Genomic DNA, 13,608 nt, shown 5'->3' with positions numbered 1-13,608 from the left:
GCTACAGGCCGGCCGCCCAGTCGGTGGCGCGCACCAGGCTGTCGACGATGCCGGGTTCGCTGGAGGCGTGCCCGGCGTCGGGGACGATCTCGAGCCTGGCCTCGGGCCACGCCCGGTGAAGGGCCCAGGCGCCGGACATCGGCGTCACCACGTCGAACCGCCCCTGCGCGATCCAGCACGGCAGATGCCGGATGCGCTGGATGTTATTCAGCAGCCAGCCGTCCTCGGGGAAGAAGCCGGCGTTCTTGAAGTACCAGCACTCGATCCGGGCGAAGGCGAGCGCGAACTCCGGATCGACGAACTTGTCCGGTCGGGCAGCCGGTCCCTCGACCGACACGGTCTCGCCTTCCCAGGACGACCACGCGACCGCGCAGCGCAGCTGCGTCTCCCGGTCGTCGCCGGTCAAGCGACGGAAGTAGGCCTCCATCAGGTCGCCGCGCTCGGCCTCGGGGATCGGGGCGATGAACCGTTCCCACGCGTCCGGGAAGAGCATTGAGGCGCCGTCCTGATAGAACCAGTGCAGCTCCTTGCGGGTCAGCAGGAAGATGCCCCGCAGCACCAGCGCGCGCACCCGCTCCGGATGGGTGATGGCGTAGGCCATGGACAGGGTCGAGCCCCAGGAGCCGCCGAAGACCACCCACCGATCGACCCCGCACCGCTCCCTCAGACGCTCGATGTCGTCGATCAGCGACCAGGTCGTGTTGTCCTCGAGCGAGGCGTTGGGCGTGGAGCGTCCGCAGCCCCGCTGGTCGAAGAGGATGATGCGATACCGCTTGGGATCGAAGTATCGCCGCATGCCCGGATTGACCGCGCCGCCCGGTCCGCCGTGAAGAACGACCACCGGCACGCCGTTCGGGTTGCCGCACTCCTCATAGTAGATCTGGTGGACGCCGTTGGTCGGCATGAAGCCGCTGGCGAAGGGCTCGATCTCCGGAAAGAGGTCGCGGCGCGGCGTGGTTGACGACTGAAAGGCCATGCTGCGGACGAACTCCTGATGCGGCGCGGATTACGATTGGTGTGGAGCCGGCCGCAGGATCGCGACGGCGAGGATCAGCCATCCGGCGATCATGAGAAGTCCGCCGACGGGGGCGACGACGCCGATGGCGGAGAGGTCCAGCACGGCGATGGCGGACAGGGCCAGGGCGAAGATCAAGCCGCCCGCCGCCCCGGCCCAGCCTGCGATTCCGACGAGGGCCGGGCGGCCGGCGCTGGCGCATACCAGGGCGAAGACGGCGTGAAGCCCCTGATAGTGGGCGCCGGTGGTCAGCAGGGACTTCATCTGGGGACCCGCGCCGTGAGCCGCGAAGGCGCCCAGCGCCACGGCCATGGCGCCGCTGAGCGCGGCGAACAGGGCGAGCGGGCGATCCATAGTCATCGAAATGAAGCCTAGCCGACGACTTTGTGAAAGTCTGCTATCGGGCGCCGATGAACGCGTCGCGCCGCATGGCCGTGGTCTATGTGTTGCTCTTCGGCGCCACCGGCGTGAGCCTGCCGTTCGCGGGCCTGTGGTTCCGGGACCAGGGTCTGAGCGGCGCGGAGATCGGCGCGCTGCTGGCCGCCCCCACCTTGGCCCGGCTGGTCGTGGGACCGGCGCTCGCCGTCTGGGCGGACCGGTTTCGCCTGCGCCGGACGCCGATCGTCGTCCTCGGCCTCGTGGCCGCGTTCGCCTATGGCGCGGCCGGCCTCGTGGACGGCTTCTTCCTATGGCTTCCCATCTGGTTCGTCGCCGCCTCCGCGGCGGCGGCCATGATCCCCCTGACCGACGTCCTCACCCTCAGGCTGGGGCGCAGATTCGACTTCGCCTTCGCACCGACCCGCAGCGCCGGCTCGCTGGCCTTCGTGGTCGCCAATGTGGTCATGGGCGCGCTGCTGCTCAGGGCCCCGAGCGATGTGGTGATCGTCTGGATCGCGGCGGCGAGCGCGCTGACGGCGCTGGCGGCCTGGCGCGCGCCCGCCGAGCCGGTCCGGGACCGCCAGCCGGCCGGCGGGGATCGGTTCGCGGGGCTGGGCGTCCTGCTCAGGGACCGCACCTTCCTGACAGCCATCTTCGCGGTCGGCGCGGTCCAGGGCAGCCATGGATTCTACTACGCCTTCTCGGCGATCGAGTGGAAGGCGAGGGGCGTGTCCGAACAGACCACGGGCCTGCTGTGGGCCTTCAGCGTCGCGGCCGAGGTGGCCTGGATGTGGTGGATCGAGCCCTTGCGGCGGCGGCATGGCGTCGGTCCCGGCGTGATCCTGGCGCTGGGCGTGGTCGCCGGACTGATCCGCTGGACCGCGTTCGCCGCCGCCCCGCCGGAATGGATGCTGTGGCCGCTCCAGGCGCTGCATGCGCTCAGCTTCGCGGCGGTCTTTCTCGCCGGGCTGGAGATCGTGGAGCGGCTGAGCGCGCCCGAGCATCAGACGTCGGCGCAGACCCTGTCGTCGGCCCTGTCGTCGGGGCTGCTGATCGGCCTGGCCACGGCGATCGCGGGCCCGCTTTATGACCACGTCGGCGCCTTGGGGTACCTCGCCATGAGCGCCATGGTTCTGTGTGGGGCGGCCGCGGCTTGGATCGTCCGGAGCCGATTGGGAGGTCAGCCGACGACCACCTGACGCAGAGGCGCCAGCCGCCGCGCCATCACCGGAGCGCCGATCCCGATCATTCGATCGACCGCTTCGCCCGACGCGTCGGCAGGCACCCGGACCAGGCCGACCGGAGGCGCGTCCGAGCAGTCCGCGAGCGCGAGCAGGGTCCTGAAGAGAAGGGCTCCCGCCGTATCGCACGGCCCTTCCGACGAAGCTTCCGTCTCGAAGCCGGCGCCTTGAAAGGCGCGCACCAGTTCGGCGGCGGGGGCGGTGGCGCGCGCCATCGCCGGACCTGTCGGAAACAGGCGACCCGGGCCGTCGGCGGAGCGGTTCTCGGCACGCAGCTGCACACGCAGGGGTCCGCCCGCGCGTCCCTTCGCGACGATGAGCAGCGCATGCCACCGCCCGCCGGAGATGCCCCTCACCAACATCTCGGCGGTTTCGATTTCGGCGTCGTCGGACGCGGAGAACCCGTCCCAGAGCCCGTCCCCGCCCTCACCGGCCGGCACCTCGAGGCCCACCGCGCAGACGCCGACCTGCGGCCGACGCAAGGCGTCGATCTCGACCAACGGCTCCAACATGAGTCCTCAGCGACATTGACGAGTTCGTGACGTCGCCGTGAACCTGATGCGAGGACCACTTGTCCGTCAACCCGTAAAGCGCCCACGCCCGGCCGGGCCGAAGCCGGTGTGCCCGAAGGGCGTCAGGCCAGATCGCCGACCGCGGCGTCCAGCAGCAGGAAGGCGCGCCCCGCGTCCGTCAACAGTTGATCAGAGACCGCCGTGGCGTCGCCCCTCCGGGCCGCCTCGGCCAGGGACAGGGCGGTGGCCCGCACGTGCCGCTCCACATCGGCGCGCAGCGCGGGATCGCTGAGCACCCGCCGCGACACGCTGCGGACCGCCGCCGGGGCGACGCGCCTGACGATCTGCCGGGCGGCGTCGGCGTCGCCCGCCGCCAGCGCCGAGGCGGCGTCCTCGACCCGCGCCCGGGGAAGCAGCGCGTTGGGATCGACCCCCATGCGGCGGATCGCCTGGGTGACGCGATCGCGCACAGCCGCCGCGTCGGGCGACGGGCCGGCGGGCGCCAGTGGGGCGTCCAGCTCGAGCGGCGCTTCGTCCGTCGCGCCGAGATCGCTCCAGTCCAGCGGCCCCTTCTCCGAACCGCTCGCCGGGGGTTCGCCGGCGTCCAGCCGCAGACGGCCGCGCAGGCCGAAGCCGCGCGACGGCTCGTCCCTGCGGGATTCGGAACGGCCGGCCTCGGAACGGCCGGGCGCGGGCGGCTCGGGGGCCGGTTCCCGAGACCCCCGCCGGGCCTCCGGCAGCTGAAGGTCGGCCGCCCCGACGTCCGGGGCCCGGATAACCGGTCGGCGCGGCGCGGGATCGCCGGAGACGACGCCCATCAGCCGCACCGTTTCGGTCAGCATGTCGTAGTTTCGCCGGACACGCTCCTGGAAGCCGGCCTCGAGCGCTTCCGTGTCCGAGGCGGCGCGGCGGGCCGCTTCCGCGAGGGCGGCGAGCCCGGCCTCCACCGTTTCGCGGATCGCCTGCATCTGGGCGTGAGCCGTTTCGGGCAGCCGCTGGGCGCGCTGATCGACCTCGGCCACGGACTGCCGGATGTCGTCCAGCGACGCGGTGAGGCGGGCGAGCGTGGTCTCCAGCCGCGCCACGGCTTCCTGGCCGGCGATGTCGACCAGTTCGGCGGCGTCCGTCGCCAGGCGCCGGGCTTCCTCCAGCCGTGCGTCGGCGGCGGCGTCGGCCTTCTGGGCGGCGTCGAACAGGGCTTCGCCCAGCCGGTCGGCCCGCACCTGGGCCTGCTCCGCGGCCGCGTCGGCGGCGCGTCGCGCATCCTCAGCCGTCGCCGACAAGGCCTCGAGGGCGCGGCGCGTCTCCTCGACCAGCCGGTCGCGCGCGTCCGCGGCGACGGCGTCGAACTTGTCGAGCGACACCTTGGTCGCGGCGTCGAACTCGTCCGCCTCGCGGGCCGACAGCTCGATCAGGGCGCGGAACTGATCTCCGGCGGCCTCCACAAGTTCGCCCAGGGTCTCCCCGGCGCGGCGGGAGAGGTCGCTGAGCTCGCCCGCCGCCGTGCGCGTCTGCGACAGCTGGTCGATCAGCTGGGCGCGCTGGCTCTCGACCTGGGCCGAGAAGTCCTCCTGCTCGGTGCGCAGCGCATACACTGCGGAGACCAGGGCGGCGCGCTGCTGGCCCAGCCCCTCCTCGACGGACTGGATCTGTTCGGCGACGCCGGTCCCGGCGTTCTCAAGCCTGATGGTCTGCCGCGCCAGATCGTCGGCGGCCAGCCGCGCGGCGTCCTGCGCCTCCTGGGCGGCGGCGGCCAGATCGGCGGCGCGGGCGGCCAGGGCGGCCTCCGCCTCGCGAAGCTGGGTCTGCGCCAGGTCGGAGGCGTCGCCGACCATGCGCGACTGCCGCTCCACAGCGTCCACGACCGCCGTCGCCTGCGTGTCCAGCTGACCACCGAGGCTGCTCATCGCCTCCCGCTCCGCCGCGAGCTGCTCCGACAGGCGCCGGGCGGTACGGGCCGCCGTCTCCGCCGCGTCGTTCAGGCGCTGCGTCTCCTGTCCGAGCGTCTCTCGCAGCAGGGTCAGATCGTTCCGGGCGCGCTCGGCGGCCAGCGCCGCCTGATCGATGTCCGACCGCAGCCCCTGCAGGACATCCCCGGACTGGCGGGCGGCCAGCGCGGTCGGCGCGGTCAGGTTGTCGGCCAGCTCCCGCGCCCGTCGGATCTCCGCCGCCAGCCGGGCCCCCTGCCTCAGAGCCTGGGCGATGATGAGGATCAGCCCGGCGGGCGCGAGGGCCAGAAGGGCGTAAACCGCCACCCGCAGCGTCTCAAGCTCCACCGCGCCCGATCCGACCTCGTAGGCGAGCCAGCTGGCCACGCCGCCCGCCCAGACGGCGGCCGCGACGAAGGCGGCGACGCCCGGGCCTCGGGTCTCGCGGATCGGCGTGGGGCGGACCAGGGTCGGGGTTTCGGAGGGTGCGGCGGCGGGTTCGCCGGCTGCGCGCGGCGCGGGCGGGGTTCCGGCGGCGGGATCGGCGAGCGGCGGCGTCTCGGCGACGGGCGCCGGCGTCGAAGCCTCGCGGGTCTCGGCCTCGGCCTTGAGGCGCGCCTCCTCGGCCAGCTTGCGACGGCGGCGTTCGGACATGACCGGCTGGCGGGCGGGCGCCTCGGGCGCGGGGGCCGCCGCCCCGGCATGCGCCTCGGGCTCGACTTCAGGGTCGTGAAGCGTGAGGGGCGGCCGTTGGCGGCTTGTCATCGTCCGGTCTCTATTGGAAGCGCGGCGCGATGCGGCAATGAGCTCGCGCGCGACACGAACCTAGCGACTTGAACCGATTGCGTGAAGGGCGAGCGAGCCCTTCAGCGCCTCAACACCGGGGACGGGACACGGCGACGGCCGCAGGAGGCGTCCGTCGTTCGCCGCAGTCGGCCACGCGCCGGACCTCGGGCTGGTCGTCGGCGGGGCGGCGCAGATCGACGCCGAACTGGGCGAGCGCGGAGGCCGCCAGCAAGGCCACCAAACCCGCTATGAGGTCGATGAGCGCTTGCATCATCCTCCCCTGCCGAACGCTGGCGTCTGTATGCGCTCAAGCCGCGATCAGGACAAGCTCGGCCGAGATGAAGAAAACGTCACGTTTGCGCCCTAGCGGGGAACGGGTCAGCCGTTAAGGCTTTCCGGACACGGACGGGGAGGGGCTCTCGCACCATGACGGCCAGCGCCGACGGCGAGGCAGGGGACTGGCTGCAACCGGGCAGAACCTGCTGGCGCACGGCTCGGGCGGACCGCTTCGCCGTTCTGCTGGACAACGCCGCCTACTTCGACGCCCTCGACCAGGCGCTGTCGCGGGCCCGGCGCTCGGTGGTGATCCTGGGCTGGCAGTTCGACCCGCGCACGCGCCTTGATCCCTACGACACGGGCCGGGATGCGGAGATCGGCCGACGGCTGCGCCTGATGGTCCGGCACAATCCCGACCTCGACGTTCGCCTCCTGATCTGGCGTTCGCCGATCCTCATCGCGGCGTCTCAGGGCTTCTACCCGCACCGCGCCCAGGCCTGGTTTCGCAAGCGGATCGTCGAGTTCAGGCTCGATTCGCCCGGCCCCGTCGGCGCCTGCCATCACCAGAAGGCGGTCATCATCGACGAACGCCTCGCCTTCTGCGGCGGCGGCGACATCGCCACCGACCGATGGGACACGCCCGAGCACCTGGACGACGACCCTCGCCGGTGCATGCCGTCCGGTCTGATCGCGCCGCCGCGGCACGAGACCATGTGCATGTTCGACGGCGAGGCCGCGCGCGCCATGGCCGACCTGGCGCGCGAGCGCTGGTTCCGCGCCACCTGGGAGCGCACCGCTCCGGTCGAGGCCGACGAGGATCCGTGGCCCGAGGCCGTCGCCCCCGATCTGCGCGACGTCCCGGTCGCCATCGCCCGGACCGAGCCGGGCTGGCGGGGACGAGCCGAGGTGCGAGAGAACGAGGCGCTGCACCTGGAATGCATCCGACGGGCGCGGCGGCTGATCTATTTCGAGAACCAGTACTTCACCTCGCCGCTGATCGCCGAGGCGCTGGCCGAGCGGCTACGTGAGCCCGACGGCCCGGAGGTGGTGCTGGTCAGCACCGGCCGCAGCCCCAGCTGGTTCGACAGCATGACCATGGACACCGCCCGCGCGGAGGTCCTCTATCGCCTGGAGCAGGCCGACCGGCATGGCCGCTTCTACGCCTTCAGCCCCCTGACCGAGGACGGCGAGCGCATCATCGTCCACGCCAAGGTCAGCATCATCGACGACGCGCTGCTCAGGATCGGCTCGACCAACCTCAACAACCGGTCGATGGGATTCGACACCGAGTGCGACGTGGCGGCCGCCCCCGAGGACGACGCCGGCCGGGCCTTTGTGCGGACCTTCCGCCATCGCTCGATCGCCCACTTCCTAGGCCAGACCGCCGAAGCGTTCGGCGCGGTGGAGGCGCTCGAGGGCTCCACGGGGCAGGCGATCCAGAAGTTGTCGTCGGGCCGCATGCGTCTGCTCGGCGAGGATCGGCCGACCGCCCTCCAGCAGACGGTGGCGGAGTGGCAGCTGGGAGACCCGGTCTCGACGCGGGACTCGTTCCGTCCCTGGCTGCGGCGGAACCGGTCGCAACGACCCAAGACCGAGCGCATCGACGTCAGCTAGCCTCGATCTCGAAATCGAGCACCAGGGGCAGATGGTCCGACGCGGTGCGCGCCAGCGGCGAGAAGGGCGCCGTCACCGCCGTCGGCCTGATCTCCGGACTGAGGAAGGCGTGGTCGATGCGGATGGCGGGGAAGGCGGACGGGAAGGTCTTCACGCTCGGCTTTCTGCCGAGCCGCCGCTGGGCGTCGGCCATACGCGCCGCCAGGATGCGATAGGGCCGGGTGATCGAGGTGGCGTTGAAGTCGCCGGTCAGTATGACCGGCCCCTGCATCATGGGGTGCTTCAGCCACGCCTTGCCGACCAGGGCGGAGGCCTGAAGCCGCTGCTCCCTGGGCACCAGCCCCAGGTGCGTGTTGATCACGTTCAGCTCCACGCCGCCGATGTCCAGCCGCACCCACAGCGCGCCGCGCGGCTCCAGGCCCGGAACGCCCGCGACGGTGGGAAGCGCGTCCGCCTTGATCAGGCGCTCCGGATGATGGGTCAGGATGGCGTCGCCGTACTGCTCGGCCTCGACCCGCATGGCGGGGTGGAAGTGGAAGGCCATGCTCAGGCGCTCGGCGATGGCCGCCGCCTGATCGACATGGCCGGTGCGGGCCCTGCCGACGTCCAGCTCCTGGAGGCAGACGACGTCGGGTTCGTACTCCGCGATCACGGCGGCCACCCGATCGACGTCGAGCTTGCGGTCCGTGCCGACGCAGCGGTGCACGTTGTAGGTCATCAGCCGGGGCATGCGCGGCCCTGCTAGGCGATTTCGGGCCGCGGCGCGACCCCGCGGCGGGTCAAAGCTGGATCAGGTGGTTCGGCAATTCGTCACGGTTCATGGCGCCCGGCGGGAAGTGTTCGGCCAGCACGACGCCGCATCTCTCCACCGCGCGCACGAAGCCGTCCGCCGGCCGGTTCCGCTTCAGGTCCAGCGCCAGCTCGGCGATCAGCTCGCCCCACAGCTCGGGGTCGACCTTGGCGTGGATGCCCTTGTCCGCCACGACCTCCACCACATGCTCCGACAAGGCGGCGTAGATGAGCACGCCGGTGCGGTTCTCGGTGACGTGGATGCCGTGCCCCAGGAACTGCTCCATCGCCGCCCGGTGGACGCGCGTCCGGCGCAGGGGGGTGGGGACCATCCAGCGCCGCAGCGGCGGCAGTTGCAGGATCAGCAGGGTCGACAGGAACACGGCCGCCTGCACGATGCCGTAGGCGGCGAGCGTCCGTCCGACGGTGAGATCGCGCGCGGCGGTGTGCGCCGCCTCCCAGTTGGCCCCCAGGCCGGGCAGCCAGGAGGCGTCGAATCCCAGCGGGATCAGACCCAGCGGCAGCACCAGCGCCGCCGCCGCCGCCCAGGCCAGGGCGACGTCGCGCCAGTCCGACACTCGTCGGGCCAGCACGCAGATGATCTCGCCCGAGGTCGTCGCCTCGGCGCGGGCGATGGCCTCGGCGATGCGCGCCTGGTCTTCCGGCCTGATCTTCATCACCAGCCCCCCGAGGCGCCGCCGCCGCCGAAACCGCCGCCGCCGCCGCTGAAGCCGCCGCCGCCGAAGCTTCCGCCGCCGAATCCGCCGCCCCGACCGCCCCGGCCGCTGCTGGCCAGAGCATCCAGCACGGTCCACAGCACGACCGTGCCGACCCCGCTCGGGCGCCGCCGCCGGCCCCGGAGACCGCCGCTGATCAGGCCCAGGAACAGAAACAGGAAGACGAGGGCGATGATGATCGCCGGCCCGGCGGGCGCCTCGGCGCCGGGCGCCTCCACCGCCGCGGCGCGCGCGGCCGCCTCGGCCGGATCGGCGCGAAGCTGTCCCTCGATGGCCGTCACGCCGGCCTCGATCCCGGCCTCGTAGCCGCCGGTCCTGAACCGGGGCAGGATCTCGTCATGGATCACCAGCGCCGACCAGGCGTCGGTCAGGATGGGCTCCAGGCCATAGCCGACCTCGATCCGCACGCGGCGCTCCGCAGGGGCGACGATCAGCAGGACCCCGTTGTTCGTCTCGGACTGGCCGACGCCCCAGGCGCGGCCCAGGCGATAGCCGTAGTCCTCGATCTCGTAGCCTTCGAGGCCGCGCAGGGTGACGACCACCAGCTGGTCCGATGTCTCGGCCTCCAGCCGCGCCAGCCGGGCCTCCAGCTCCGCCTGGGTTTCGGGCGAGATCAGGCCCGCCTCGTCGACGACCCGGCCGCTGAGGGGCGGGAAGTCCTGCGCCGCCGCTCCGCCGGGCGCGAGGATCAGGACGGCGGCGAGGACCAGCCCCGCCCATCGAGCGAAAAGCGCCATCAGGCCCCCGGGGCGGCGCCCGGCGTCACCGGCGGCTGACCGCCGCCTGGCGCGCCCGCCGCGGCCGGCGGCGCGTCGAGGTTGAAGTTCACGCTCGGCGCGGTCTGGGCCTCCGCCGTCGCGGTGAACAGCTGCATGGGCTCCGAGCCGGAGTGGATCGTGTTGGCCCAGATCACCGTCGGGAACACCCGCAGGGTCGTGTTGTACTGGCGGACGGCCTCGTTGTAGTCGCGCCGCGCGATCTGGATGCGGTTCTCGGTGCCCTCCAGCTGGGACTGGAGCGCCAGGAAGTTCTGGTTGGCCTGGAGCTGCGGATAGGCCTCGACCGTCACCAGCAGGCGCGACAGCGCGCTGGATAGCTCGCCCTGCGCGGCCTGGTACCGCTGGAAGGCCTGCGGATTATCGAGGTCGGAGGCGTCGAGGTTGACCGAGGTGGCGCGCGCCCGGGCCTCGATCACCTGGGTCAGGGTGGTGCGCTCCTGGATGGCCGAGGCCTGGACGGTGGCGACAAGGTTGGGCACCAGGTCGGATCGGCGCTGATATTGGCTCTGGACGTCCGCCCAGGCGGCCTCCGCCCGTTCCTGCTGTTCCGGAATGGCGTTGACCCCGCAGCCGCCGAGGCCCAGCGCCATGGCCGAGACCACCCCCATGCCTACCCATCGACGTCGCGGTCCGGTCATCGCTCGATCCCCCTGGAATTCCCGCAACAGGTATCAGCGACCGGCGGTCGTCTTCAAGCGCGGCCATGTGACAGGCGCATCAGTCGAGCCGTTCGGGCTCGACGCCGGCGGCCCGGCAGGCGGCGACATAGGTGTTGGCCAGAAGGCAGGCGATGGTCATGGGGCCGACGCCCCCCGGCACCGGCGTGATCGCTCCGGCGACCGCCTCGGCCTCCTTGAAGGCGACGTCGCCGACCACGCGGGTCCGGCCCTCGGCCGCCTTGGCCGGATCGGAGGACGGGACGCGGTTGATGCCGACGTCGATGATGGTCGCGCCGGGCTTGATCCAGTCGCCCCGGATCATCTCCGGCCGGCCGACCGCCGCGACCAGGATGTCGGCCTGGCGGCAGACCGCGGCCAGGTCGCGGGTGCGCGAATGGGCGATCGTCACGGTGCAGTTCTCGGCCAGCAGCAGCTGGGCCATGGGCTTGCCGACGATGTTGGAGCGTCCCACGACCACCGCGTGCAGGCCCGAGAGGTCGCCGAGCGCGTCCTTCAGCAGCAGGATCGAGCCCTGCGGCGTGCAGGGGACCAGGCCTGGCAGACCCACGGCCAGCCGCCCGGCGTTGACCACGTGAAACCCGTCGACGTCCTTGTCCGGATCGATGGCGTCCAGTACGGCGGCGGAGTCGATGTGGGCGGGCAACGGCATCTGCACCAGGACGCCATGGATGCCCCGATCGGCGTTCAGCCGGGCGATCAGGCCGAGCAGTTCGTCCTGGGTGGTCGTTTCGGCCAGCCTGTGGGTGTCCGAGCGCATGCCGGCGGCGACGGTCTGCTCGCCCTTGTTCCGGACGTAGATCTGGCTGGCGGGATCCTCGCCGACGATGACGACCGCCAGGCCGGGCTTCACGCCGTGATCCGCCTCCAGCCGCGCCGCCGCCGAGGCGACCCGCTCGCGCAGACGCTCGGCGAAGCTCTTGCCGTCGATGCGGCGCGCGGGGGCGGGGGCGTCGGCCATGGGGAGGGCTCCGCGAACTCGAAAATAAGGGGTCGCCGCGCGTTTACAGAGGTGCGGCTTCGGCGTCTATGATCGGACGTCGATCTGGGGAGACTCGCATGCGCCGCAATCTTCTGGCCGCCGCCGCCTGGGGCGCGATCCTCCTGGCTGGTCCGGCGCTGGCGCAGGAGCCCCTCTCGGTCGGGGCGAGCGTCGAAGCGGCCCTCACCCGTGAGGATCCCACCCGTGACGGCTACCGTTACGACGACTATGTGCTCGAGGGGCGCGCGGGACAGCGGCTGGAGGCGACGCTGCTGGCCGACGATTTCGATCCCTACCTCGAGCTCTTCGTCGAGGGAGCGGAAGAGGCGTTCGCCTGGGACGACGACGGCCTGGGCGAAGGCTTCAACGCCCGCCTGCGCGCCACCCTGCCGGAAGACGGCGTCTATGTCCTGCGCGCCCGGGCGCTGAACGGTTTGGACGGCGGCCCCTACACCCTCTCGCTCGCCGAACGTCCGCCTGCGCCGCCGGCCCCGCCCGCGAAGCCGATCGATCTGGACGCCCCGGTGTCTGGCGCGCTCGACGACGGGGATCCGGTGGACGAGGCCGACGCCGCCTACGACGCCTACCGCTTCGACGCCGCCGCCGGCGAGCGCACGGCCCTGACGCTGGAATCGGAGGATTTCGACGCCCTGCTGGTCGTGGGGCGCGAGGTCGAGGGGGCTTTCGTGGAGTTGGCCCGCAATGACGACGGGCCGGGGCTCGGACTCAACTCCTACCTCGTCTTCACCGCGCCGGAAGCCGGGCGGTACGTCGTGCGCGCCATGGCGCTCTCCGGCGAGGCCGCCGGCGGCTACACCTTGACGCGCACCACGCCGCCGCCGCCGCCGCCGCGCGACCCCATCGCGTTCGGGGACGAGGTCGAGGGCGAGCTGACCGCCGGGGACGGGACCAATCGGGCCGGCGAACGGGCCGACATCTACGCCTTCGAGGCCGCCGCCGGGCAGACCGTACGCATCGGCATGCGGTCGGCGGACTTCGACGCCTACCTCGCCCTGACCGATGTCGACGGGCAGGAGCTGGCCTTCGACGACGACGGCGCCGGGTTCGGGACTGACGCGCGCATCGTCCACACCTTCGACGCGGCTGGCACCTACCTCATCGAGGCCCGGGCCTTCGGAGGAGAAGCCGAGGGGGGTTACACCCTGGAGCTCGAGGATGTGCCGCCCCCGCCGCCGCCGACGCCGCTCTCATTCGGGCAGCGGCTCGAAGGCGAGATCGACGAGGACAGCCCGGAGGACGCCGAGGGGCGTCGCTACCGGGACTTCGTCGTCCAGGGCGAGGCGGGCCGGCGCCTGCAGGCGGTCCTGCGCTCCGGCGACTTCGACAGCTATCTGCGCATAGGGCGGCCGGGCGACGCCTTCGAAGCGCTGGCCGAGGACGACGACGGCCTGGGCGAAGGACTGGATTCGCGCCTCATGTTCACGCCGGAGGAGACCGGCGAGTACATCCTCAGGGTTTCGCCGCTCGGCTCCGGCTCGACCGGCCTGTTCGCCGTCGAGATCACGGACCGGGGCCCCGCGCCCCAGCCCGGCAGCCTGCTGATCGGCTCGACCGTGCGCGGCGTCATCGACGAGAACGACGGCCTGTCCCTGGACGGGGTCTACTTCGACGCCTATCGCATCCGCCTCAAGGCCGACGAGGAGGTACGGATCGTCATGGCCTCCAACGACTTCGACGCCGTGGTGGCGATCGGCCGCGACGGCGAGGAGTTCGTCGCCCTGTCCAGCGACGACGACAGCCTGTCCGACACCCACGCCCGTCTGGACTGGACCGCGGAGGAGGACGGGGTCTACGTCATCCGCGCGCAGGGGTTCGACGCCAAGCAGCTGGGGCCCTACATCCTGCGGGTCGAAGCCAAGCCCTGAGGATCAAG

Annotated in this window: 13 protein-coding genes; 3 read left to right on the top strand and 10 right to left on the bottom strand. The window is 72.1% G+C overall.

What is annotated here, in order from left to right; all coding sequences use genetic code 11:
• Window position 1 precedes the first annotated feature (1 nt).
• Window positions 2-976 carry a prolyl aminopeptidase gene (pip, locus tag ACFFGE_RS05040; RefSeq protein WP_376834915.1) on the bottom strand — a complete coding sequence of 325 codons (975 nt, stop codon included), beginning with the start codon at window positions 974-976 and terminating at the stop codon, window positions 2-4.
• Between the two features lie 30 nt (window positions 977-1,006).
• Window positions 1,007-1,375, bottom strand: a complete 369-nt coding sequence (locus tag ACFFGE_RS05035) for a DUF423 domain-containing protein (RefSeq protein WP_376834913.1) — start codon at window positions 1,373-1,375, stop codon at window positions 1,007-1,009.
• Window positions 1,376-1,425: 50 nt separating this feature from the next.
• Between ACFFGE_RS05035 and ACFFGE_RS05030 the strand changes: the two genes are divergently transcribed.
• Window positions 1,426-2,592 carry an MFS transporter gene (locus tag ACFFGE_RS05030; protein ID WP_376834911.1) on the top strand — a complete coding sequence of 389 codons (1,167 nt, stop codon included), beginning with the start codon at window positions 1,426-1,428 and terminating at the stop codon, window positions 2,590-2,592.
• On the opposite strand, the gene ACFFGE_RS05025 is transcribed toward ACFFGE_RS05030, so the two are convergent.
• The 3 genes from ACFFGE_RS05025 to ACFFGE_RS05015 all read right to left on the bottom strand — a co-directional run bounded on the left by ACFFGE_RS05025 (window position 2,574) and on the right by ACFFGE_RS05015 (window position 6,131).
• Complete coding sequence (locus tag ACFFGE_RS05025) at window positions 2,574-3,134, bottom strand: hypothetical protein (RefSeq protein ID WP_376834909.1); 561 nt, start codon at window positions 3,132-3,134, stop codon at window positions 2,574-2,576. The genes ACFFGE_RS05030 and ACFFGE_RS05025 overlap by 19 nt on opposite strands.
• 134 nt (window positions 3,135-3,268) lie before the next feature.
• On the bottom strand, window positions 3,269-5,839 hold the full coding sequence (locus ACFFGE_RS05020) for a tipN (protein WP_376834907.1): 2,571 nt from the start codon (window positions 5,837-5,839) through the stop codon (window positions 3,269-3,271).
• Window positions 5,840-5,948: 109 nt separating this feature from the next.
• Window positions 5,949-6,131 carry a hypothetical protein gene (locus ACFFGE_RS05015; protein WP_376834905.1) on the bottom strand — a complete coding sequence of 61 codons (183 nt, stop codon included), beginning with the start codon at window positions 6,129-6,131 and terminating at the stop codon, window positions 5,949-5,951.
• A gap of 155 nt (window positions 6,132-6,286) precedes the next feature.
• Here ACFFGE_RS05015 and ACFFGE_RS05010 point away from each other — a divergent pair, with 155 nt between their 5' ends.
• Window positions 6,287-7,750 (top strand): phospholipase D-like domain-containing protein, encoded by a 1,464-nt coding sequence (locus ACFFGE_RS05010; protein ID WP_376834903.1) that lies wholly within the window; start codon window positions 6,287-6,289, stop codon window positions 7,748-7,750.
• On the opposite strand, the gene ACFFGE_RS05005 is transcribed toward ACFFGE_RS05010, so the two are convergent.
• From ACFFGE_RS05005 to folD, 5 genes are all read right to left on the bottom strand, one after another.
• Complete coding sequence (locus ACFFGE_RS05005) at window positions 7,743-8,480, bottom strand: endonuclease/exonuclease/phosphatase family protein (protein ID WP_376834901.1); 738 nt, start codon at window positions 8,478-8,480, stop codon at window positions 7,743-7,745. The genes ACFFGE_RS05010 and ACFFGE_RS05005 overlap by 8 nt on opposite strands.
• 49 nt (window positions 8,481-8,529) lie before the next feature.
• The gene (locus ACFFGE_RS05000; RefSeq protein WP_376834899.1) at window positions 8,530-9,216 is read right to left on the bottom strand and encodes a TPM domain-containing protein; all 687 of its coding nucleotides are present in this window, start codon (window positions 9,214-9,216) and stop codon (window positions 8,530-8,532) included.
• On the bottom strand, window positions 9,216-10,013 hold the full coding sequence (locus tag ACFFGE_RS04995; RefSeq protein ID WP_376834897.1) for a TPM domain-containing protein: 798 nt from the start codon (window positions 10,011-10,013) through the stop codon (window positions 9,216-9,218). Before ACFFGE_RS04995 ends, ACFFGE_RS05000 begins: the two co-directional genes overlap by 1 nt.
• Window positions 10,013-10,693, bottom strand: a complete 681-nt coding sequence (locus tag ACFFGE_RS04990; protein ID WP_376834895.1) for a LemA family protein — start codon at window positions 10,691-10,693, stop codon at window positions 10,013-10,015. Before ACFFGE_RS04990 ends, ACFFGE_RS04995 begins: the two co-directional genes overlap by 1 nt.
• Before the next feature lie 79 nt (window positions 10,694-10,772).
• A complete protein-coding gene (gene folD / locus ACFFGE_RS04985; protein ID WP_376834893.1) occupies window positions 10,773-11,693 on the bottom strand; it encodes a bifunctional methylenetetrahydrofolate dehydrogenase/methenyltetrahydrofolate cyclohydrolase FolD in 921 nt (306 codons plus the stop codon).
• 98 nt (window positions 11,694-11,791) lie between these two features.
• Here folD and ACFFGE_RS04980 point away from each other — a divergent pair, with 98 nt between their 5' ends.
• On the top strand, window positions 11,792-13,600 hold the full coding sequence (locus ACFFGE_RS04980; protein WP_376834891.1) for a PPC domain-containing protein: 1,809 nt from the start codon (window positions 11,792-11,794) through the stop codon (window positions 13,598-13,600).
• Window positions 13,601-13,608: the final 8 nt, after the last annotated feature.

It is taken from the genome of Brevundimonas balnearis (assembly GCF_042434805.1).
Classification (GTDB): Bacteria; Pseudomonadota; Alphaproteobacteria; order Caulobacterales; family Caulobacteraceae; genus Brevundimonas; species Brevundimonas balnearis.
This window is presented reverse-complemented; position numbering and strand designations above follow the sequence as displayed.